This is a genomic window from Agrobacterium sp. MCAB5 (genome assembly GCF_052114365.1).
Classification (GTDB): Bacteria; Pseudomonadota; Alphaproteobacteria; order Rhizobiales; family Rhizobiaceae; genus Agrobacterium; species Agrobacterium tumefaciens.
Genome location: NZ_JBFREP010000003.1, coordinates 46,538 through 67,561, shown reverse-complemented (window position 1 = coordinate 67,561; position 21,024 = coordinate 46,538). Strand labels below are relative to the sequence as shown.

Here is a 21,024-nt window from a genome sequence, read left to right as displayed (position 1 = left end):
AATTGTGTAAGACAAAGACATAGGGTGACGGGCATGGACAGCCAACACGAGAGTCGCAAACATGTGCTGTGCGTGGGTGCAGCCGTGCTCGACACCCTGTTTCGCGTCCATGACATGCCAAAGGGCGAAGGCAAGGTCCTGCCTTACGAAATGTTGCAGATCGCCGAGGGCATGGCATCCAGCGCAGCCCATGCGGTGCACCGCATGGGCGGGCGCGCCAGCCTTTGGGGTGCTGTGGGCGACGACGAGACCGGCACCCGTATCCTGCGCGATCTCGCCGAAAGCGGCATCGACACCACAGGCATGACAGTCGCCGCCGGCGCACGCTCCGCACTCTCCACGATCATTATCGATGATCGCGGTGAAAGGCTGATCGTGCCTTTTTATGATCACAGGCTGCATGAGAAGAAGCGCTCCTGCACACCAGCGGACCTCGCCGCTTACGACGCCGTGCTGGTGGATGTGCGCTGGCCGGAACTGGCGCTCGATGTTCTTGATGTGACACGCGCGCTCGGCAAACACGCCATTCTCGACGGCGACGTTGCGCCGGTTGAAATCCTCGAAAAGCTCGCACCCGCCGCAACCCACATCGTTTTTTCCGAACCCGCCGCCGCCCGGCTGACGGGGCTTGAGACGGTAGAGGACATGCTGCCTGTGCTGCACGCCCGCTACCCACAAACCTTCATCGCCGTCACCGCCGGACCGGCAGGCTGCTGGTGGACGGAAGCTGGCGATCCCAATGTCCATTTTCAGGAAACGATGCAGGTCAAGGCGGTGGATACGCTGGCGGCAGGCGACATTTTCCACGGCACCTTTGCGCTTGCCATAGCCGAAGGCATGGAGAGCCGCGCGGCCATCCGGCTCTCCTCCGTTGCGGCTGCCCTGAAATGCACCGTCTTCGGTGGTCGCATCGGGGCACCCACACGCGAAGAGACCGAAGACGCGATGCGGCAATGGCTGGAGCGTGAACGGGGACCGGCGCTACGCGCCTTCTGAGCGCATCCATTGCCCGCATAAAACTATTCCATTTTTGCGATGCCGTTTCCCGGCGAACTAGGCTAACGTCAAGTCAGAGCAAAGCTTTTCGCAAGCCGCGCTTGTTCCACCTTGAGCCTGCATTCCGCAAAAGTGATCGCCCGATGCATCAGACGACCCGCCCGAGACTGCGCGATATCGGCTTGCCGCCCGGCCATTTCGAGACCGGCCCGCTCAATGCCATCACCGATGTCGAAGGCGTGACGATCGGCCATTCGACCGTCATCGAAGGCGACACGATCCGCACCGGCGCAACCGCGATCCTGCCGCATGGCGGCAATCTTTTTCAGGACAAGGTGCCCGCCGCCTTCGCCGTCTATAATGGTTTCGGCAAGTTTGCAGGCTCGACCCAGATCGAGGAACTCGGCGAACTCGAAACGCCTGTCATCCTCACCAATACGCTTGCAACCGGCCGGGCAATCGAGACGATCAACCGCCACACACTGGCGCAGCCGGGTAACGAAAAAGTGGTGTCGATCAATGCGGTCGTCGGAGAGACCAACGATTCCCGCCTAAACGACATCCGCGCTGGACGCCCGACCGTCGAGGAAATTTCGGCCGCGCTGAAAAACGCTGCCACAGGCCCGGTGGCCGAGGGTGGCATTGGTGCTGGAACCGGCACGGTGGCTTTCGGCATGAAGGGCGGCATCGGAACAGCATCCCGCATGGTACCGACTGCCGGAGAAACCTATACGCTCGGCGTTCTCGTGCAGTCCAATTATGGCGGCCATCTTCTCGTCTGCGGCAAACCCTATGTGAGCCCGGAGCACAGGGACAAGGACGGTTCCATCGTCATCATCGTCGCAACCGATGCGCCGCTGTCGTCGCGCAATTTGAAGCGCTTGGCCGCTAGGAGCTTCGGCGGCCTCTCGCGCACCGGTGCGGCACTGAGCAATGGTTCCGGCGATTATGCGCTGGCATTTTCCACCAACGAGCGGCTTCGCAAAACACCCGCACGCCGCAAGGCCGTGGCGGATTTTCCTGAGCTTTCCAACGATGCGATCTCGCCACTGTTCGAAGCTGCGATAGAGGCGACCGAAGAGGCGATCCTAAATTCGCTATGCGCGGCAACAACGACATCAGGCTTCAACGCTGGAACCGGCAAGGTCTCCACGGTCGAGGCCATTTCCATCGATACGCTTAAAACCCTTCTTTCAGCCTGACTTTTCCAGACGGAGTTTTCATGACTAGCCAATCCGGTCGCATCGTTTATCTCAACGGCGAATTCCTGCCCGAGGCGGAAGCCCGCCTTTCCATCTTCGACCGCGGCTTCCTGTTCGGCGACGGCATTTATGAAGTTACCTCCGTTCTCGAAGGCAAGCTGATCGACAGCGACCTGCACATGGCGCGGCTGGAACGCAGCGCCCGCGAAATCGACGTGCCGCTGCCGGTCACAACAAAGGAAATCGTCGAGGCCGAACGTCGCCTGATTGCCGACAACAACCTCGTCGAAGGCATGATCTACCTGCAACTGACGCGCGGCGCGGAAGACCGCAACTTCCTGTTTTCCGCCGATTTGAAGCCGACGCTGGTGATGTTCACGCAGGCCAAAAAACTCGTCGGCACCGCCGTGGAAGAGGCCGGCATTGCGATCAAATCCGTTCCCGACCAGCGCTGGGCGCGCCGTGATATCAAGACCGTCTGCCTGCTGCCGCAGGTCATGGCTAAACGCATCGCCAAGGCTGAAGGCTGCGATGAGGCGTGGATGATCGAGGATGGTTTCGTCACCGAAGGCGCATCCTCCACCGCCTATATCATCACCGGCGACAGGAAGATCATCACCCGCGGCAACAGCAACAAGACCCTGCCCGGCTGCACCCGCCTTGCCGCCCTGCAACTGGCCAAGGAGGCCGGTTTCACGCTGGAAGAACGGCCTTTCACGCTGGAAGAAGCGATGAACGCAGACGAAGCCTGCCTGACCAGCGCCTCCAACTTCGTGGTTTCGGTGACGAAGATCGACGGCAAGCCGGTGGGTGATGGCAAACCAGGCGCGATGGTGAAACGCCTGCGCGCGCTCTATCTCGAAAACGCCCACCGCACCGCGATCTGACCAGGATCAATCTTCGAGAACCGCCCATATGCGCTCGACAACGGGACGGCGGTTCTCCTTGGAACGATAAAGCCGGATATCCACGGCAATATCGAAACTGTGATCGGCGGCACGCACCAGCGCGCCGCTATCCAGCTCGTGCCGCATCAGGCTTTCCGGCACCCAGGCAACACCCCATCCCGCCATCGCCATGGCTTTCAGCCCCACCGACATGCTGCCCTCATGCACCCGCTCGAATTTCGGCAGGCGCGCACTCAGGAGATCGCGCAACAGCGGCCCGAAGAACGATGCTTTTTCGTAATCCAGATAGGCAAAGGGTTTTTTCGCGCTTTCCGTCAGGCTGTGCAGCGGTGCGCCATCCTCCGCGGGGGCGGAAACGGGAATGATGTTTTCCGCGCCAAGCACGCGGAATTCGAAGGTCTGCGCATCGAGCAGCATCGGCACTTCGGGGTGAGCGTAGGTCAGAAGGAAATCGCTCTGCCCGTCAACCAGCGAATTGAGGTTCTCCTCCATGCTGCCGGAATCAGGCCGCAGAACCGAAAACAGCGGTCCCGCCTTCTCGTTCACCCGTTTCAGCCAGTCCGGGAAGAAGGTGAAAGACAGCGTGTGCAGCGCCGTCAGCCGCACTGTTCTGGCATCCTCACCGTCTTCCTGCAACAGGGTGCGACGGGCGTGGTAAAGCTGCTTCAGGGTTTCCTGCGCCACCGGAACGAACTTCACCCCGGCCTCGGTCAGTCGTGAGGGATAGGAAGCGCGATCGACCAGCGTCGCGCCCACCCAGGCTTCCAGCTGCTTGATCCTCCGGCTGAAAGCGGATTGCGTCACATGTCGCTCTTCCGCCGCCTTCGAAAAATTGAGCGTTCCGGCCAGCGCCAGGAAATCCTCGAGCCATTTGACTTCCAAGGGCCTGTTCTCCCACAAAGATGTTGAACCGGCCTTTAGCTGGAACAAGGGTCTTTATTAGGAGCAATGGCAGCTGATTGAAACCCTCTTAAAGGCTTCTTGAATATTCGATCATTCGCGCCCGGCTCGCTACAAGCTCTATCCGGCTGTCGCTCAATTGATTGAGGCAGATGCGCTTCGTCCACGGCCCGTCCGAGAGCGTGAAGAGGAAGCGACCATTGCCGAGCGCCGTCAAAGGCATGGAGCGGCGCGTGGGACCGATACCCATGGTCAGCGACGAACCGGAAATCGTAAATTCCGTCCCTTCGGTAGAGCGCCAAGTTCCGGAAAGCTCATCGGGCACCGCATGGTCACCAACCGGCAGGAACCGACGAGCGGCGTGGCCTGCCTCGCCGACGATCGCGTCGCCCTCGAGCCTCAGAAGCATCGGAGAGGATGCGGAGCGCGATGACACCCAGCCATCGGCATCTTCATAAAGCGTGTCGTCGCCATCGATGAAGGTCGAGGTACTGCCCTTGATCTCCAGCCACCAAGGTCCGCTTTCGGTGACATAGAGGCCTTCCGGCAAGCTGGCGGCGGGTTTGGGTAGAGGCAGACCGGTCAGGGCCGCCATGCTTTCCAGCGCAATCTTGAAGCCGTTTGTATCCTCGCGGTTCGATACCACGACGAAACCCGTGCCGTTTTCCGGGTCGAGAAGGAAATACGTCTTGTAGCCGGGATGCGAACCGCCATGACCGACGAAACGTCTGTCGCCGAGATGTGACCAGCGCAGGCCGAGACCATATTCGCTCATCCGTCCATCGGCGAGCCGCCGCTCGGTGGAAAGCCCGTCCAGGACGGCGGCAAAGCTGCCCTCTCCGCGCATCAGCCCCTGCAGCCAGCGGGTCAGCGCTTCGGCACTGCCGGCAAGACTGCCCGAAGCGGAAATATGCAGCCCCGCCGCCGAAAGTTGCCAGTTGCTCTCAGCCTTCCAGTAACCCGGCACCAATCCGTCCACCGGATCGTTCCAGACGTCCGGCGCCTTCAGGAAAACACCGAACGGGCCGGCAATTTGCGTCTGCACGAAATCGTCAAAACGGAAGCCATGGCGCTCCAGCGCCGCCTCGACCAGACGATAACCGGTATTCGAATAGGAAACCTCGCTGCCGGCCGGAAAGTTTAGCCGGGTCAGCCGCGACAGATAGTCTAGAAGCGGGCCGGCCTTCGTTTCGGTGTAGACGGAAAGACCAAGCAGCGAGAGGCATTCGCGCGTGTCCGGCAATCCGCCGCTCATATCCAGCGCCTGCCCGACAGTGACGTCGCGGAGTGGCGATTGCAGCTCCGGCAGATGCTTTCCGAGTGGATCGTCAAGCCCGATCAGATCGGAATGGGCAAGCACCATGGCACAGAAGGCATGTTTGGTGACGGAAGCGTAACGCACCACGCTTTTCGGCGTGAACGGCGCAAACGTCGAAAGGCTCTCAACCCCGCCCGCATGGGCAAAACGGATGCCATTGAGATCGAAACCGATCACTGCTCCGCCTGGCTCGTTGCCGGCCCATTGCGAGACGAAACTCTCGGCAAGCGTCGAAGCGGCGTTCCAGTCGAATTGCTGTGACATTGTTCGGTCTCGTGTCTTCGTGGGTCTTGTGGGAAGCCTCATACCGCTGCCGCGACCTTCTCCCCGGTGGGAAGAAGAAGCGAGCAGCATCCGCTCGATCTATGTGCGACGTGGGCTCAAGCCGGCTCTTCCAGCCGGATACTCAGGCTGCGCAACTCTTCGGTATGCGGGTGTTTCGTGCGGCCTTCGCGTAGATCGCCTGCATTCAGCTGCTCGACCATTTCACCATTCAGCATCACGCCCACCTGTGGGCACAGATGCGCGATAACAGCCAGATTGTGGCTGACGAGGATATAGGTGAGGTTGCGCGTCGCCCGCAGATCCTGCAACAGGTTCAGGATTTCCGCCTGCACTGAAACATCGAGCGCCGAAGTCGGCTCATCGAGCAGCAGAACCTGCGGATCGGCAATCAAAGCACGCGCAATCGCCACGCGCTGACGCTGACCGCCGGAGAGCTGGTGGGGGTAACGGAAGCGCACCGCCTGGGGCAGGGCCACATCCGATAGCGCCTGCTGGATGCGTTTTTCGATATTGTCCATGCCGTGCACCAACGGCAATTCGCTGAGAATGCGGTCGATGGTCTGGCGCGGATGCAGCGAACCATAGGGGTCCTGAAACACCATCTGCACCTGCCGGAAGAATTCCGGCGTGCGCTTCAGCGGTGCATCCTTGCCGGCAAAGGCGATGCGGCCTTCCCAGCTTTCATTAAGGCCGGCCATGGCGCGCAAAATGGTGGACTTGCCCGAGCCGCTTTCGCCAACGATGCCGAAGCTGCCGCCCTTTTCGACCGAAAAGGACACGCCCTTCACCACTTCACGGTCGCCGAACTTGATACGGAGATTTTCGACGTCGATCATAGGCTGGACCACGCTGCATCACGGTTGAGAACGGGAAGACGCTCGCGCGGATGCGTCAGCGAGGGAATGCAGTTCAAGAGACCCTGCGTGTAAGGATGCTGTGCTTTCAGGAGTTCGGAAGCCTTCAGTTCCTCCATCACCCGGCCGGAATACATGACAGCCACGCGGTCGCAGAAATGCGAGACTAGCGGCAGGTCGTGGCTGATGAGGATGAGACCCATGCCGCGTTCCGATACCAGCTCCTCGATCAGCCGCAGGATTTCCGCCTGAACCGTGGCATCGAGAGCACTCGTCGGTTCGTCGGCGATCAGAAGCTCGGGATCGGGCGCCAGCATCATGGCGATCATGACACGCTGGCCCATGCCCCCGGAAACCTCGTGAGCGTAGGACGAAGCGACCTGGCGCGGATTGCGGATCTTCACCTGATCGAGCAGGGCGATTGCCGCCTCCATGGCCGCACGCTTGCTGCCGCCCTTGTGGGCGCGCCAGGCTTCCGCGATCTGTGCACCCATGGTCTTGACCGGGTTCAGCGAATATTTCGGATCCTGAAGGATGAAACCTGCCCGTTTTCCTCGGATCTGGCGCATCTGCTTTTCACTGGCGGAAAGCACGTCGATACCGTCAAAGGAGAGCTTGTCGGCCCTGATATCAGCATTGGAGGGCAGAAGCTTCATCAGCGCGCGCGCCGTGAGGCTCTTGCCCGAACCGGATTCACCGACGATGCCGAGCTTTTCTGTTCCGAGCTTCATGGAAACACCGCGCACCGCCTCGAAGCGGCTGGTGCGGGTCTGGAACGCGATCTTCAGATTTTCGATTTCGACCAGCATGGCTCAATGTCCCTTCGGGTCGAGCACGTCGCGCAGACCATCGCCAAGGAAGTTGAAGGCGAGCGAGACGAGGAAGATGGCGATGCCCGGAATGGTGGCGACCCACCATTGTTCGAAGATGAAGCGCTTGGCCGTCGCAATCATCGCACCCCACTCCGGCGAAGGCGGCTGCGCGCCCATGCCGAGGAAGCCGAGGCTTGCGGCGGTGATGATGATCGAGCTCATGTCGAGCGTGATGCGCACGATGAGGCTCGGCACGCAGAGCGGCGCGATGTGACGGGCGATGATGCGCCAGGCGGAAGCGCCTGTCAGCCGGTAGGCCGCAACGAAATCGCTGCCGCGAACCGTCATGGTTTCGGCGCGAGCGAGACGCGCATAGGGCGGCCAGGCGGTGAGCGCGATGGCGAGAATGGCGCTTTCGACGCCAGGCTTCAGCGCCGCGACGAAGGCAAGCGCCAGGATGAGGCGCGGGAAGGCCAGGAACACATCGGTCACCCGCATCAACACCGTATCGACGATACCGCCGAAATAACCGGCGATGCAGCCGATGGCGAGACCGATCGGCGCAACGAGAACGACGACGGCAATGACCATGCCAAGCGTGACGCGACCACCATAGAGAATGCGGGAAAGAATGTCGCGACCCAGCTCATCCGTGCCGAACCAGTGCTCGGCACTCGGGAAGGCAAGGCGGTTGCCGAGGTTCTGCGCGGCCGGATCGTAAGGCGCGATGAACGGCGCCAGCAGCGACAGCGCAATGAAGACGATGATGATCGTGAGACCGACCACCGCCAGCGGATTGGACTTGAGGTTCAGCCAGATGCGGTACCGGTTTCCCCAGGCAGCCTGCCTGCGGGAATGCGGCGTCTCATCCAGAGCCCAGTTTCTGAAAGTTGCTAACATCATCGAACGCGGGGATCCATTACTCGGTAAAGTACGTCTGCGAGCAGGTTGAGGCCGACATAGATCAGGCCGATCAACAGGGTCGCTCCGACGACAGGGTTCATGTCCGCGTTCATGAGCGAGACGGTGAGATATTGGCCAAGGCCCGGCCAGCTGAAGACGGTTTCCGTCACCACGGCACCTTCCAGAAGGCCGGCATAGGTGAGTGCGAGAACCGTGACGAGCTGTACGGCAACCGTCGGGAAGGCGTGCCCCCAGATAACGGTCATTGCCGAAAGCCCCTTGGCACGGGCGGTAATGACATATTCGCCCTTCAGCGCATCGATCATGAAGGCGCGTGTCATGCGGGTGATATAGGCCATGCTGAAATAGGCAAGGATGCAGACGGGCTGCACCATATGGGCGATGGCGTCGTAAAACGCGTCCCAGTCGCCGGCAAGCAGCGTATCGACCGTCATCAGGCCCGTGACCGGCGAGATCATGCCGTCATAGATGATGTCCTGCCTGCCCGGTCCGGGTGCGACGCCAAGCGTGGCGTAAAATACCAGCAGCGAAATCAGCGCCAGCATGAAGACGGGCACGGAATGGCCGGCAAGGCAGACGACGCGGATGATCTGGTCCGTCAACTTACCCTGCTTCACGGCGGCCCATACGCCGAGCGGAATGCCGATCAGCGCAGCGAGAATGAGTGCTGCCGTAGCAAGCTCGAAGGTGGCGGGGAAAACGCGCTTGATATCGATCCAGACCGGGTTGCGGGTCAGGATGGAATTGCCGAAATCACCGTGCAGCACCTGCGACACATAGTGGAAAAACTGAACGACCAGTGGCTGGTCGAGGCCCATTTCGGCCCGAACCCGCACAATGACGTCTTCAGGCGCGTTGTCGCCGACTGCCGCAATGACGGGATCGACAGGCATGACGCGCCCGATCAGGAAGGTGATGACCATCAACCCGAACAGCGTCAGAATGACGCTGCTCAGTGTCGACGATATGCTTTTGACGCGCTTGTTCAATGTTACGCTTTCTTAGCATCGTGGTAGGAATTGCCCTCGGAGAGAACGCCGAGTTCAAAGCCGGAAACGCCCTTGCGGAACGCGGCCGTCTTCGTCGTCTGGAACATGAAGACGAAGGGGCTGTTTTCCATGTGCTCGCGCTGCAGCGCTTCATAAAGCTCGATGCGCTTTGCCGCGTCCTTCTCGTCACGGGCGGCTTCTGCCTTCGCGGCAAAGTCGTCGTTCTTGAAGCGCGAACGCCACAGGAAGGGCTTGGACTTGGCGTCGTCGCCATTGTCCTTGTTGATGTTGAAGACATCGGCATTGGAATGCGGATCGAAATAATCCGTGCCCCAGGCGGAAAGCGCCATCTGGTGTTCGCGGCCGCGCATCTTGGTCAGAACCTGACGGTTCTCGGCAGATTGCAGACGCACCTTGATGCCGATATCGGCAAGGTTTGCCTGGATGGCCTGCGCCAGATCCGGGTAAGGCTGGGCGGAATAGTGATCCATGGTGATTTCGAAACCGTCGGCAAGACCGGCTTCCGCCATCAGCGCCTTGGCCTTTTCGACATCGCGCTGGTACGGCGTGTCGTTGACGGCGCCGGGGAAACCTTCCGGCTCGAAGCTCTGGTGAACCTTGTGCGTCAGCGGCACGATGTTTTCCTGCATGCCCTTGTAGTCCAGCGCCCATTTGATGGCCTGCCAGACCTGTGGCTTGGCAAGGTTCTCATTGCCCTGATTGAGCGAGATCAGCACCAGCGAGGCGATGCTCTTGCGCTGCAACTCGATGTTGGCGTCGTTCTGGACGGTACGCAGCTGTTCCGAAGTCAGGTCGCGGGCAATGTCGATATCGCCCTTCTGCAACATCAGAAGCTGGGAAGACGGATCGGTGACATGGCGCAGGATGACGCGTTTGATGTTACCCTTGTAGGGGCCATTCGGGTTGACGGTGAGCGCTACGCTCTCGCTCGGCTTCCAGGCCTGCAACATGAAATCGCCGGAACCGGCGCTGTTTTTCTGCAGCCAGCCATTGCCGAGGTCTTCGCCCGAGGCATTTGCCAGCACGGCCTTCTTTTCAACGATCGCGCCGATATTGGCGGAGAGGCAATAGAGCAGGAACGAGATTGCGGTCGGCTTTGCCGTCGTCAGCTTCACCGTCTTTTCGTCGGCGGCAACGATGGTAGTTTCGGCATTGTCAGGCGTGAAGCCGAACTGGCCGATGATAAAGGCCGGGCTCTTGTTCATCTTGATGGCGCGCTGCAGCGAAAAGGCCACGTCTTCCGCGGTCACTTTCGCACCGCTCGAGAAGGTCGCATCGTCACCAATCACAAAGGTGAAAACCTTGCTTTCCGCATCGGCTTCCCAGGACTTCGCGATGACCGGATCGACCTTGGTGGAATCTTCACGGTTCGCCCGCACCAGCTTCTGGTACATGTTGGACATGATTTCACCGCCGACGGCTTCGAAACCCTCATGCGGATCAAGGCTCGTCATGTTGTCCAGCTGCTGCGCGACCACCAGAATATCCTTGGGCGTCGCAGCAAATGCCGGAATGTGCGCATAGGACAGGAACGGTACGGCAGCGCCGGCAATCAGCAGGTTGCGTCTTGAAATCATCGAAAATCCCCTTTCGGACCTTATTTTTCGGAAACGGTATGGGTTCGCCCCAATCCAGTCATTTTTTTTATGTTTTCCCGCGATTACCACGAGCAAACGAGGCGCGACCAATTCCAAATTTGGCAGAGCCTATGCATGGATTGCATTTGCTCCGACCTTGACCTTTCCTCTACCAATTCTCAAAAGTCTGACGACCGCGCGACCGCGCCCCGCCCGTATCCAAAGGTGAATGACCATGACCGATGAAAAAACCGTACCCGTCTTCGACGGCCACAACGACGTGCTTCTGCGGTTATGGCGATCGGGCAATGCCTCTCCCGAAACGCTTCTCATCGAGGGTGATACGGTCGGCCACATCGACCTGCCGCGCGCCCGGAAGGGCGGGTTGGCCGGTGGCCTCTGCGCCATCTACGTCCCCTCGCCCAGCATGGAGAAGGACGCGAACGGCGACTTCACGACACCGGCTGAAGCGGACGCGCTAAAGGCGACGCTTGGCATGGCGGCTCTGCTGTTCCGCGCCGAGAAACAATCAGGCGGTGCGCTGAAAGTCTGCCGCACGGCTGCCGAGATCCGCAGCGCGATGGCAGAGGGCGCCTTTGCCTCCGTCTTCCATATCGAGGGCGCAGAAGCGATCGGCGCCGATCTGGATGCGCTGCATGTTCTCCACGAGGCTGGCCTTCGCACGCTCGGACCGGTCTGGAGCCGCCCGAACATCTTCGCCTACGGCGTTCCCTTCCGCTTTCCGTCGACACCGGATATCGGCCCCGGCCTCACCGATGCCGGAAAACGGCTGGTAAAGACCTGCAACGAACTGAAGATCATGGTCGACCTGTCGCACATGAACGAACAGGGTTTCTGGGACATCGCGAAGATTTCGGACGCACCGCTGGTGGCGTCCCATTCCAACACCTATGCGCTGTGCAACCACAGCCGCAACCTGACGGACCGCCAGCTGGACGCGATCCGCGACACAGGCGGTCTTGCCGGCATCAATTTCGGCGTTCTGTTCCTGCGCCAGGACGGCGTGAAGAACCCGGCTACCGACCTTGGCGAACTGGTCCGCCATGTCGACTATATCGTCAACCGCATCGGCATCGATCACGTCGCACTCGGCTCGGATTTCGACGGCACCACCATTCCAGCAGCCATGAAGGATGCGGCCGATCTGCAATTGCTGGTCACAGCCCTGCGCAACGGCGGTTATGACGACGCCGCACTCGCCAAGATCTGCCATGGCAACTGGGTACGCGTGCTGGAGAAAACGTGGGGCGCGTAACGCGCCCCGACTCTGGCATTCTCCCCGGAGTTCCGTGCCGGAGACATGAAGCGGCAGGCCTCAGGCCTTTGCCGCTTTCTTTTTGCCCGTGGACCGAAACGCCAGCAGGCCTGCGACCAGACCAGCAATGGCCCATTTGATCGGCAGTACATCCGCCGTCTCGCTACGGATCGGCAGAACGGTCACTGTTCCCGGACGCGATTCATATCCGGCCTGCCCGCCGGCCTTCGCATCAGCAATCTGCTGCGGCGAGACAACCCATTCGGCGCCCCGCATCTTGTCATAAGCCATGTAGCCGCCGCCCACCAAAAGGGCTGCGATCAGCGAAATTACTATTCTTGTAGGCATGTTCATTTTGCATTTCCTTCAATTGAAAGAAGCGTTTAATCACATCAAACATCGCCTCCAAGCAATCGGAACGTTTAATTCACGGAGTTTTTGATCTAAAATTTGAACATAGCTCTTTTTGGTTGCATTTTTCATTTTAACGGCGAAAATCTCGTTGGTTTGTCGCCAAACTTCACATCGACACGTCACGCATTTCTGCTAAGCAAATTTCCTCAACCGAAACGAATTAGCGACACAATCCTGTGGTTCGCCAACCAAGGGACTGGCGCTGGAAAAAGCAAATGGCAGACAAGAGCGAAATTATACAGACCGATATTACCGAATCCCCGGTTGAAAGCTTCTTTGCCAGAAACCGGCCCTATCTGACGGCCATCGCCATTACGCTCATCTTCGTGATGATGACGTTTGCGATTTACCGCCTCACATCCGAAGTGCGGTACGATGATGTGATCGCAGCCCTTCTGGACACTTCGCTTCCGGCCATTCTTCTTGCAATGGTCTTTACGGCGCTGAGCTTCCTGTCGCTGATTTTCTATGACGCCAACGCGATCGAATATGTCGGAAAAAAGGTGCGCTTCCCGTCCATGGCGGCCACCGCTTTTGCCGCTTACGCCATCGGCAACACTGCTGGATTTGGCCCCTTGAGCGGCGGCGCAATACGCTTTCGCGCCTATTCCAGGCTGGGACTTTCGCCGGGTGACATCGCCCGTGTCATCGCCTTCGTCACGCTGTCCTTCGGGCTGGGGCTTTTGTCTGTCAGCGCCCTTTCGACCTTCATCGTCGCACCACGCATCGCCGCCATCATCGGTCTCGACCCGACTGTTCTAAGGGGCGGAGCGCTCGCCGTCATTGCCGTTCTCGTTACCACCGCCTACGTCGGCCGCAACGGCAAGGCGATCCGGCTCGGCAAATGGCGACTGCGCCTTCCCGACAGCCGCACCTCCTCGCGCCAGTTCCTCGTCTCCGCCTTTGATATCGCCGCCTCCGCCTCCGTGCTTTACGTGCTCCTGCCCGAGACGCATCTCGGCTGGCCGACATTCTTCGCGATCTATGCCACCGCCGTTGGCCTTGGCGTTCTCAGCCACGTTCCCGCCGGTCTCGGTGTGTTCGAAACGGTCATGGTAGCCGGGCTCGGCAACGCGATCAGCGTCGATCAGCTGCTCGGAAGCCTCGTTCTTTATCGCGTCATCTATCACGTCCTGCCGCTGGTTGTTGCCATTCTGGTGATGATCGTTTCCGAAATGAAGCAGTTCGCGGCCAAGCCGGTGGTCTCCGATATCAGCCAGCTTGCCGTGCGGCTGGCGCCGCCGCTGCTCTCCACCTTCGCGATCATTCTCGGCACCATGCTGATCTTTTCGAGCGTGACGCCGACGCCCGGCAGCAATCTGGATTTCCTGTCGAATTTCGTGCCACTGCCGATCATCGAGGCGGCGCACTTTCTGACGAGTATTCTCGGCCTTGGCCTCGTTGTCGCCTCCCGCGGCCTCGGGCAGCGGCTGGATGGGGCGTGGTGGATTGCCCTTGTCGCCGCATCGCTGGCGCTCATCCTGTCGCTGGTGAAGGCGATCGCCGTTTTCGAGGCAATCTTCCTCGGCATCTTCATCGCGGCGCTCGCCCTCAATATGCGCAGCTTCAACCGTCATGCCTCGCTGGTCAAACAGGCGCTGGGACCGAGTTGGCTCGCCGCTATGGCCGTCATCATCGCCGGCGCGGCAACGATCCTTCTGTTCGTCTACCGCGACACCGATTACAGCCACACATTGTGGTGGGAATTCGAGTTCTCCGAGGAAGCACCGCGCGGTCTGCGCGCCCTTCTCGGCCTGGTGCTCGCTTCCTCCACCATTGCAATTTTCAGCCTGATGCGGCCGGTCACTTTCAAGCCGGATTCCATCCAGCCGGAAGACGTTGAACGTGCAACCGACATCGTCATGCAGCAGGATTCGGCCGATGCCAATCTGGTGCGCATGGGCGACAAGCATGTGATGTTCTCGGAAAGCGGCAGCGCCTTCATCATGTACGGCATTCAGGGCCGATCATGGATAGCCTTCGCCGACCCCGTCGGCAACGAGGAGGATTTTCCCGATCTGGTCTGGCAATTCGTGGAATCCGCCCGTTCGGCGGGTGCGCGCGCCGCCTTCTACCAGATTTCGCCCTTCCTCCTGTCCCATTGCGCCGATGCGGGCCTGCGTGCCTTCAAGCTTGGCGAACTGGCGCTGGTCGATCTTACCGCATTCGAATTGAAGGGCGGCAAGCTCGCAACCCTTCGCCAGTCACTGAGCCGCGGCGCCCGCGACGGGCTGACCTTCGAAGTTGTCGAGCAATCGCATGTTGCCGATATTCTGGATGATCTCAAGCAGGTCTCGGATGGCTGGCTCACCCACCACAATACAAGGGAAAAGCGATTTTCTCTCGGTGCGTTCGAGCCCAACTACATTCTCTCCCAGCCCGTCGCCGTGCTGCGCAAGGATGGCAAGATCACCGCCTTCGCCAATCTGATGGTGACGGACACCAAAAAGGAAGCCACCGTCGATCTCATGCGCTTTTCACCGGATGCACCGCGCGGCTCGATGGATTTCCTCTTCGTCAGCATCATGCAGCACCTGCGTGAGGCGGGATATGAGAGCTTCAATCTCGGCATGGCACCCATGTCCGGCATGTCGAAGCGCGATGCGGCACCGGTCTGGGACCGCATTGGCAGCACGCTTTTCGAACATGGCGAACGTTTCTACAACTTTAAGGGCCTTCGTGCGTTCAAGACGAAGTTCCACCCGAAATGGGAACCGCGTTACCTCGCCGTACAAAATGGCGCAGACGCCGCTCTGGCGCTGATGGACGCGACGGTTCTGATCAGTGGCGGTGTCAGAGGAGTGATCGGAAAATGAGAAAATACAGCATGCTGAAGGCAGCCCTTGCCGCTTCCGCCCTGTTCCTCTCCCCGTTGTCCAGCGCCGCCTTTTCGCAGGACAAGCCAGCTTATGACACCGGCATGATCCCCGCCGAGCACATCATGGTGCCGGATGGCGAAATTCTCGCCAGCGTCTTCCTGATTTCCGATGCGGACGGATGGACCGGCACCGACGAAGAACGCGCCAAAGCACTGGTGGAAAAGGGTGCCGCGGTGGTCGGCATCGATTTCAAGGAATATCTGAAAGCACTCGAGGCCGATGATGACGAGTGTATCTATATGATCTCGGACATCGAGTCGCTGTCGCAGCAGATCCAGCGCACCGCCGGGACGGCCAGCTATCGCCAGCCTATCCTCACCGGCATCGGCAAGGGCGGAACGCTGGCGCTCGCCATGATCGCGCAAAGCCCGGTCTCCACCGTTCAGGAAGCCATCGCGGTCGACCCCAAGGCTGGCCTGCCGCTTGAGAAGATACTCTGCACCCCCGCCACCAAGGACAAGGTGGACGGTGAAACGGTTTATGGCCTGACCGATGGCCCGCTGCCAGCTCCTGTCAGCGTGCTGTTCACGCCCGATGCGGATCAGAAGGGCCGCGACCACGTTAACGCCCTGGTGAAGCTTCATCCCGATATCGAAGTGACTGATGTGACAGGCAAGGCGGATGAGATTTTGTCCCAGACCCTGTCCGACAAGGTCGATGCGGCGGGCGACACCAGCAGCCCGCTAGGCCTGCCGATCACGGTCCTCGAAACGAGCCCGGCGATGGACACCATGGCGGTGATCTATTCCGGTGACGGCGGCTGGCGCGATCTGGACGAGGAAGTCGGCGGCGCGCTGCAAAAGCAGGGGATACCTGTGATCGGCGTCGATGCCCTGCGTTACTTCTGGAAAGAAAAACAACCGCAGGAAGTGGCCAATGACCTTGCGCGCATCATCGACACCTACCGCAAGGAATGGAAGGTTCGGAACGTCGTGCTGATCGGCTATTCCTTTGGCGCTGATATCATTCCCGCCACCTATAATCTCCTGCCCGAACGCGCGAAATCCCATGTCGTGCAGCTGACGCTGCTTGGACTTTCGACCGAAGTCGATTTCGAGATTTCCGTCCAGGGCTGGCTCGGCGTTGCCGGCGAAGGCAAGGGCGGCAAGACCATCGACGACATCGTCAAGATCGATCCGAAGCTGGTGCAATGCGTCTATGGCACGGAGGAAGAGGATGAAGACCCCTGCCCCGGCCTGAAGGCAAAGGGCGTGGAGACGGTCGGCATCGAAGGTGGCCACCATTTCGATGAGGACTATGAGGGGCTTGCCAAGCGCATCGTGACCTCCCTGAAAACCCGGCTACCGAAATAGGCTGTCGCAACCTCTGCGGCTTCGGGAGAATTCCCGAAGCCCGTACTTCCATCAGAATTCAATCACCTGAAGCGCCGCCGGCAGGATGTCGGCTCCCCGACTTACCGATCTCGGCTCGCAAACCTTCCTTGAAGGTTCCACGCATCACGGCCATACTTGCGGAATCGATTAAACTATTATTCAAAAGAAATATGCTGGCAGCGAATATCCATGGCATTTCCGCAACCATGCTTCTGTTGATTGCCAATCATAGATTTTATATTTCCCGACCGGTTCAGGGGCCGCCGCATGCTCGCACGAAAGACCAAAACTCCAGTTCTCGTGGAACGCATCGACCAGTTCGTCGGTCGGGTCAGGGAGGCAATGAAAAGCAGCGAGACGTTGCGAAACAAAAAAATCCGCGATCTTTGGGACGCAGAGGTCCGCTACCATTTCGACAATGGCCGCACGGAAAAGACGCTCGAACTTTACATCATGAAATATCGCTATGCCCTGAAGGCCGAATTTGGGGCAAAGAGCACCCCGCTTGCCATCTGCAACATGAAAAAGCTGCGGGAGCGGCTGAAGACCTATATAGAGCGGGCCGACTATCCGAAAACCGGCGTGGCGACCTCCATTGTCGAAAAGATCGAGCGGGCGGAGTTCAACACCGCCGGCCGCAAGCCGACAGTGCTTTTGCGGATCGCGGATTTTATTGCAGCGATGAACGGCCTGGGCTCGAAAGAAGAGATGCAGGCCTTGTGGGACGCCGAAATCGCCGTCATGAAGGGCCGCGCCCAGACGACGATCATTTCCTACATCACCAAATATCGTAACGCCATCCGCGAAGCCTTTGGCGACGAGCATCCAATGCTGAAGATCGCCACCGGCGATGCCGCAATGTATGACGAGGCACGCCGGGTGAAGATGGAGAAGATCGCCAACAAGCACGGCGCGCTCATCACATTCGAGAATTACCGGCAGGTGCTGAAGATCTGCGAGGATTGTCTCAAGTCCAGCGATCCGCTGATGATCGGCATCGGCCTGATCGGCATGACGGGGCGACGCCCCTACGAGGTCTTTACGCAGGCCGAGTTTTCACCCGCCCCCTATGGCAAGGGCGTTTCCAAATGGAGCATCCTGTTTAACGGCCAGGCCAAGACGAAGCAGGGCGAAGGAACGAAATTCGGGATTACCTACGAGATCCCGGTCCTTGCACGCTCCGCAACCATCCTGTCCGCCTACCAGCGCCTGCGCGAAAGCGGGCAGGGAAAATTGTGGCACGGCATGTCGATCGACGATTTTTCATCGGAAACCCGCCTGCTGCTTCGGGACACGGTTTTTAATCTGTTCGAGGATCTCTGGCCGAAGGAAGAACTGCCCAAGCCCTATGGCTTGCGGCACCTTTATGCGGAGGTGGCGTATCACAATTTCGCGCCGCCCCATGTCACCAAGAACAGCTATTTCGCGGCCATCCTCGGACACAATAATAACGACCTCGAAACCTCGCTGTCCTACATGACCTACACGCTGCCGGAAGACCGCAACGATGCATTGGCGCGAGCCAAACGCACGAATGAGCGCACATTGTTGCAGATGGCGACCATCGCCCCCGCCTCCCGCAAGAACCCGTAGCGGTACCCGGAACTGCCCTAGAAAAAGCCTCTAATACGGCCTTGCCTCAGGATAGCGCTGAACACGCTGCCAGCGGTATTTTCGCATGTCTGTCCCAACAGCCCGGACAAATGTGCCGCCCTCAGCTTTTGCCAAGTCTTTCCCCTTTGTCTGCCGGCGTGGTGTTGGCGTTGGCGCTTGGGGCCGCTTCTGCCTGCACGCGATCTCAACGCAGCCACGCACCAAACAATCAATATAAATCTCAACTAATTTAATAATAAAAAATATTTACTCTAAATATTACTTTTAATTATACAGCTACGCGCAAGACTATACTGCAATTATCCGCTTCATAACTGGTTCACGCACAGATTTTGCCATAGTTTTTTCGGAGACACATGGTGCTGCCCGCATATACGACTTACGCTCTTTACAATCGTGATATGGAATTGTCGCTGAAACGCGTCGCGAACGACCCCGTCGTATCGCGCGACGCCAAATATTATGCGGATAATATCGGCAAGGTCAAAAACCTCGACGCGTTCCTGAAGGACTTCCGGCTCTATTCCTACGCCATGAAGGCACATGGACTGGAGGAAATGATCTATGCCACCGCCTTCATGAAGAAGGTGCTGGAAAGCAATCTCAACGATCCGAACAGCTTCGCCAACAAACTGAAGGATACGCGATACCGCGACTTCGCTGCCTCTTTCGATTTCGGCACGATCAAAGCGGAAAAATCGGTTCAGACAAAATCCCAGCAGGACCGGTTGATTGCCACCTATCACGCTACGATCGAACAGGAAGGCGCCGAATTAAAGGAAGAGACCCGTTTTTATAACATTGCCATCGAGAAGGTCGGGCATGTCGAAGATATCTTCAAGAACACGCGGCTTCGGGATTATATCTTCAAATCCTTCGGCATCGATCCCGAGACCTTCAGCTACAAGCACGTCAAAAACGTTCTGACGAGCGATATCAGCAATGCCGATAGCTACATCAACAAGACCTACAAGTCATTGATCCCGGAGTGGAAGGCAAAGGCGGCCGATCTGCGCATAGAACGTGCAGGCGTCGCGTCCACCGACAAACCGGCGCTCGCAAAGATCGACTACCTGATCAGCCAATATAACAAGCGTATCAACGATGCCAACAAACTGTTCGAGATGGCGGCCGCGTTTAATTTCCGGGACGACGGCCGCGTAGATGACGGCATGCCGGCGCAGACGGCTGCGCAGAGGCGACTGATTAACGAAACCTACGTTCTTTCAAATCCCCGCCTGACGCAGGCCGGAGCTGTTCTCAACCGCGAGTATTTCGCGGACAAGATGAAAACCATCACCGAGGCCAGCCAGATGACGCAGTTTGCGCGCCTGAGAACGATGCTCATCGTCAGCTTCAATCTGACGGACAATGATGAGACGGACAAGAAAATCGGCTGGGCCGTCTTGCAGGATCCGAATGATCCGCAAAGCCCCATCCACAAGGAGAAGGACAAAGGTCTTGTCGATCTGGCACGCGCCTTCAATTTCGGTGCGGACGGCAAGATCAAGACCGGCAAGGTAGCGCAGACCGCCGAACAGCTCAACACCATGATGAACCTCTACTTCAGCCGTTACGATGACAAGGACGAAGCAGCGGACGAAAAGGCAATCAAGAACTACCAGCGCTACATCGGCCTGACGAAAAATCTCGAGGATTTTCTGTCGAACGCGCAGGGCGCGGTCATCATTCGAAACTTCGCCCTGAAAGCCTTCGATATTACCGCTGAAGAAGCCTCGTCCTTCACGCTGAAACGGGTATTTACCAGCGATCTGTCAGACCCGAAAAGTTACGTTTATACTTTGAAAGACGAGCGTTTCGTGCGGCTGGCCAAGGCGTTCAACTTTGATGCCGAGGGCAAGATTGGCTCACCCCGGCTCGCCCAGTCGGAAAACGAGATCACCCGAATATCGCGAAATTATCTGAAGGAAGTTACCCGTTGGGACAAGGACAAAAAGGTCAGGGAGAAAGGTGAGAAGGAGGTCACCTATTATCGCCAGAAAATGGAAACGATTGAAACCGTCGATCAATTGCTCTCCGACCGCCGCCTTCTCGATTTCATGCTGATTGCGCAGCGTATCGACCCCAAAACGGTCACCACCGACTACCTCAAGAAGATCTTCAAGTCCGACCTCAAGGACCCCAAAAGTTTCGCCAATACCGAAAAAGATGCCCGCTTCCGCGCACTTGCCGGCTCCTTCAATTTCGACGCCAAGGGGAATATCGTCGCGAAAGCCGGCCAGAGCGTGCAGAACACCCGCAGCCTCATGGAAACACGCGACAAATATGTTCGGCAGACGCTGGAACAGCGGGTCGGCGAAGAAAATTCCGGCGTTCGCCTTGCGCTCTATTTCAAGCGCATGGCTGCCAGCATTTCCAATCCCTACGACATACTCGCCGATAATGCGCTTGCGGAGTTCACCCGCACCGCCCTTGGAATTCCCGCAGAAACCGCAAACTCCAAGGTGGATGCGCAGGCAAAGATGATCGAGAAGAAGTTGAAGATGAAGGACCTGCAGGACCCCAAGAAGGTCGAAAAACTGGTCAATCGCTTTTTGCTGACATTCGAAGCTAACAACGCAACGTCGGATCCGCGTCTCGCTCTATTCGGCAGCGGCAGCACGTCCATCAGCGGCAATACACTCGCGACGTTGGGGCAACTCCGCAGCCGCCGCAGAGGTTAGACCATCCATAAGTGCTGGCCGCAGGTTTTGCCCTGCG

16 protein-coding genes are annotated in these 21,024 nt (G+C 58.7%); 8 read left to right on the top strand and 8 right to left on the bottom strand.

Features of this window, described 5'->3' with window-relative positions:
- The first annotated feature begins 33 nt into the window (after nucleotides 1-33).
- From AB4Z23_RS08030 to AB4Z23_RS08020, 3 genes are all read left to right on the top strand, one after another.
- On the top strand, nucleotides 34-996 hold the full coding sequence (locus AB4Z23_RS08030; RefSeq protein WP_421477104.1) for a sugar kinase: 963 nt from the start codon (nucleotides 34-36) through the stop codon (nucleotides 994-996).
- Nucleotides 997-1,139: 143 nt separating this feature from the next.
- Complete coding sequence (locus AB4Z23_RS08025; protein ID WP_421477102.1) at nucleotides 1,140-2,198, top strand: DmpA family aminopeptidase; 1,059 nt, start codon at nucleotides 1,140-1,142, stop codon at nucleotides 2,196-2,198.
- Between the two features lie 20 nt (nucleotides 2,199-2,218).
- Nucleotides 2,219-3,085: a D-amino-acid transaminase gene (locus tag AB4Z23_RS08020; protein WP_421477100.1), complete on the top strand. Its 867-nt coding sequence runs from the start codon at nucleotides 2,219-2,221 to the stop codon at nucleotides 3,083-3,085.
- 6 nt (nucleotides 3,086-3,091) lie between these two features.
- Here AB4Z23_RS08020 and AB4Z23_RS08015 read toward each other — a convergent pair whose 3' ends face one another.
- The 7 genes from AB4Z23_RS08015 to AB4Z23_RS07985 form a co-directional block, all read right to left on the bottom strand.
- Complete coding sequence (locus AB4Z23_RS08015) at nucleotides 3,092-3,988, bottom strand: LysR substrate-binding domain-containing protein (protein ID WP_097100847.1); 897 nt, start codon at nucleotides 3,986-3,988, stop codon at nucleotides 3,092-3,094.
- An 88-nt stretch (nucleotides 3,989-4,076) separates the two neighbouring features.
- Complete coding sequence (locus AB4Z23_RS08010) at nucleotides 4,077-5,588, bottom strand: serine hydrolase domain-containing protein (protein ID WP_441360048.1); 1,512 nt, start codon at nucleotides 5,586-5,588, stop codon at nucleotides 4,077-4,079.
- Between the two features lie 116 nt (nucleotides 5,589-5,704).
- A complete protein-coding gene (locus AB4Z23_RS08005) occupies nucleotides 5,705-6,445 on the bottom strand; it encodes an ABC transporter ATP-binding protein (protein ID WP_421477094.1) in 741 nt (246 codons plus the stop codon).
- On the bottom strand, nucleotides 6,442-7,272 hold the full coding sequence (locus AB4Z23_RS08000) for an ABC transporter ATP-binding protein (protein ID WP_003503986.1): 831 nt from the start codon (nucleotides 7,270-7,272) through the stop codon (nucleotides 6,442-6,444). The genes AB4Z23_RS08005 and AB4Z23_RS08000 overlap by 4 nt, the downstream gene beginning before the upstream one ends.
- Before the next feature lie 3 nt (nucleotides 7,273-7,275).
- On the bottom strand, nucleotides 7,276-8,178 hold the full coding sequence (gene nikC / locus AB4Z23_RS07995) for a nickel transporter permease (RefSeq protein WP_003514116.1): 903 nt from the start codon (nucleotides 8,176-8,178) through the stop codon (nucleotides 7,276-7,278).
- Nucleotides 8,175-9,188 carry an ABC transporter permease gene (locus AB4Z23_RS07990; protein ID WP_003514118.1) on the bottom strand — a complete coding sequence of 338 codons (1,014 nt, stop codon included), beginning with the start codon at nucleotides 9,186-9,188 and terminating at the stop codon, nucleotides 8,175-8,177. Before AB4Z23_RS07990 ends, nikC begins: the two co-directional genes overlap by 4 nt.
- Nucleotides 9,189-9,190: 2 nt before the next feature.
- Entirely contained in the window at nucleotides 9,191-10,786 is a 1,596-nt protein-coding gene (locus tag AB4Z23_RS07985; RefSeq protein ID WP_421477092.1) for an ABC transporter substrate-binding protein, read from the bottom strand.
- 235 nt (nucleotides 10,787-11,021) lie between these two features.
- Here AB4Z23_RS07985 and AB4Z23_RS07980 point away from each other — a divergent pair, with 235 nt between their 5' ends.
- Nucleotides 11,022-12,062 carry a dipeptidase gene (locus AB4Z23_RS07980; RefSeq protein ID WP_013636788.1) on the top strand — a complete coding sequence of 347 codons (1,041 nt, stop codon included), beginning with the start codon at nucleotides 11,022-11,024 and terminating at the stop codon, nucleotides 12,060-12,062.
- A 60-nt stretch (nucleotides 12,063-12,122) separates the two neighbouring features.
- Here the strand turns inward: AB4Z23_RS07980 and AB4Z23_RS07975 are convergent, their stop codons facing one another.
- Nucleotides 12,123-12,416 (bottom strand): hypothetical protein, encoded by a 294-nt coding sequence (locus AB4Z23_RS07975; RefSeq protein ID WP_003514125.1) that lies wholly within the window; start codon nucleotides 12,414-12,416, stop codon nucleotides 12,123-12,125.
- A 275-nt stretch (nucleotides 12,417-12,691) separates the two neighbouring features.
- Here AB4Z23_RS07975 and mprF point away from each other — a divergent pair, with 275 nt between their 5' ends.
- The 4 genes from mprF to AB4Z23_RS07955 all read left to right on the top strand — a co-directional run bounded on the left by mprF (nucleotide 12,692) and on the right by AB4Z23_RS07955 (nucleotide 20,987).
- Complete coding sequence (gene mprF / locus AB4Z23_RS07970) at nucleotides 12,692-15,292, top strand: bifunctional lysylphosphatidylglycerol flippase/synthetase MprF (RefSeq protein WP_013636789.1); 2,601 nt, start codon at nucleotides 12,692-12,694, stop codon at nucleotides 15,290-15,292.
- Nucleotides 15,289-16,668 (top strand): virulence factor, encoded by a 1,380-nt coding sequence (locus AB4Z23_RS07965; RefSeq protein WP_115064398.1) that lies wholly within the window; start codon nucleotides 15,289-15,291, stop codon nucleotides 16,666-16,668. Before mprF ends, AB4Z23_RS07965 begins: the two co-directional genes overlap by 4 nt.
- A 288-nt stretch (nucleotides 16,669-16,956) precedes the next feature.
- On the top strand, nucleotides 16,957-18,282 hold the full coding sequence (locus tag AB4Z23_RS07960; RefSeq protein ID WP_174068608.1) for a telomere resolvase: 1,326 nt from the start codon (nucleotides 16,957-16,959) through the stop codon (nucleotides 18,280-18,282).
- A 377-nt stretch (nucleotides 18,283-18,659) separates the two neighbouring features.
- Nucleotides 18,660-20,987, top strand: a complete 2,328-nt coding sequence (locus AB4Z23_RS07955) for a DUF1217 domain-containing protein (RefSeq protein WP_174068609.1) — start codon at nucleotides 18,660-18,662, stop codon at nucleotides 20,985-20,987.
- The last annotated feature ends 37 nt before the right edge of the window (nucleotides 20,988-21,024 follow it).

Coding starts and splice junctions, on each gene's coding strand:
- AB4Z23_RS08030 (WP_421477104.1), top strand. CDS start 34: ATGGACAGCCAACACGAGAGTCGCAAACATGTGCTGTGCGTGGGTGCA.
- AB4Z23_RS08025 (WP_421477102.1), top strand. CDS start 1,140: ATGCATCAGACGACCCGCCCGAGACTGCGCGATATCGGCTTGCCGCCC.
- AB4Z23_RS08020 (WP_421477100.1), top strand. CDS start 2,219: ATGACTAGCCAATCCGGTCGCATCGTTTATCTCAACGGCGAATTCCTG.
- AB4Z23_RS08010 (WP_441360048.1), bottom strand. CDS start 5,588: ATGTCACAGCAATTCGACTGGAACGCCGCTTCGACGCTTGCCGAGAGT.
- AB4Z23_RS08005 (WP_421477094.1), bottom strand. CDS start 6,445: ATGATCGACGTCGAAAATCTCCGTATCAAGTTCGGCGACCGTGAAGTG.
- AB4Z23_RS08000 (WP_003503986.1), bottom strand. CDS start 7,272: ATGCTGGTCGAAATCGAAAATCTGAAGATCGCGTTCCAGACCCGCACC.
- nikC (WP_003514116.1), bottom strand. CDS start 8,178: ATGATGTTAGCAACTTTCAGAAACTGGGCTCTGGATGAGACGCCGCAT.
- AB4Z23_RS07985 (WP_421477092.1), bottom strand. CDS start 10,786: ATGATTTCAAGACGCAACCTGCTGATTGCCGGCGCTGCCGTACCGTTC.
- AB4Z23_RS07980 (WP_013636788.1), top strand. CDS start 11,022: ATGACCGATGAAAAAACCGTACCCGTCTTCGACGGCCACAACGACGTG.
- AB4Z23_RS07975 (WP_003514125.1), bottom strand. CDS start 12,416: ATGAACATGCCTACAAGAATAGTAATTTCGCTGATCGCAGCCCTTTTG.
- mprF (WP_013636789.1), top strand. CDS start 12,692: ATGGCAGACAAGAGCGAAATTATACAGACCGATATTACCGAATCCCCG.
- AB4Z23_RS07965 (WP_115064398.1), top strand. CDS start 15,289: ATGAGAAAATACAGCATGCTGAAGGCAGCCCTTGCCGCTTCCGCCCTG.
- AB4Z23_RS07960 (WP_174068608.1), top strand. CDS start 16,957: ATGCTCGCACGAAAGACCAAAACTCCAGTTCTCGTGGAACGCATCGAC.
- AB4Z23_RS07955 (WP_174068609.1), top strand. CDS start 18,660: ATGGTGCTGCCCGCATATACGACTTACGCTCTTTACAATCGTGATATG.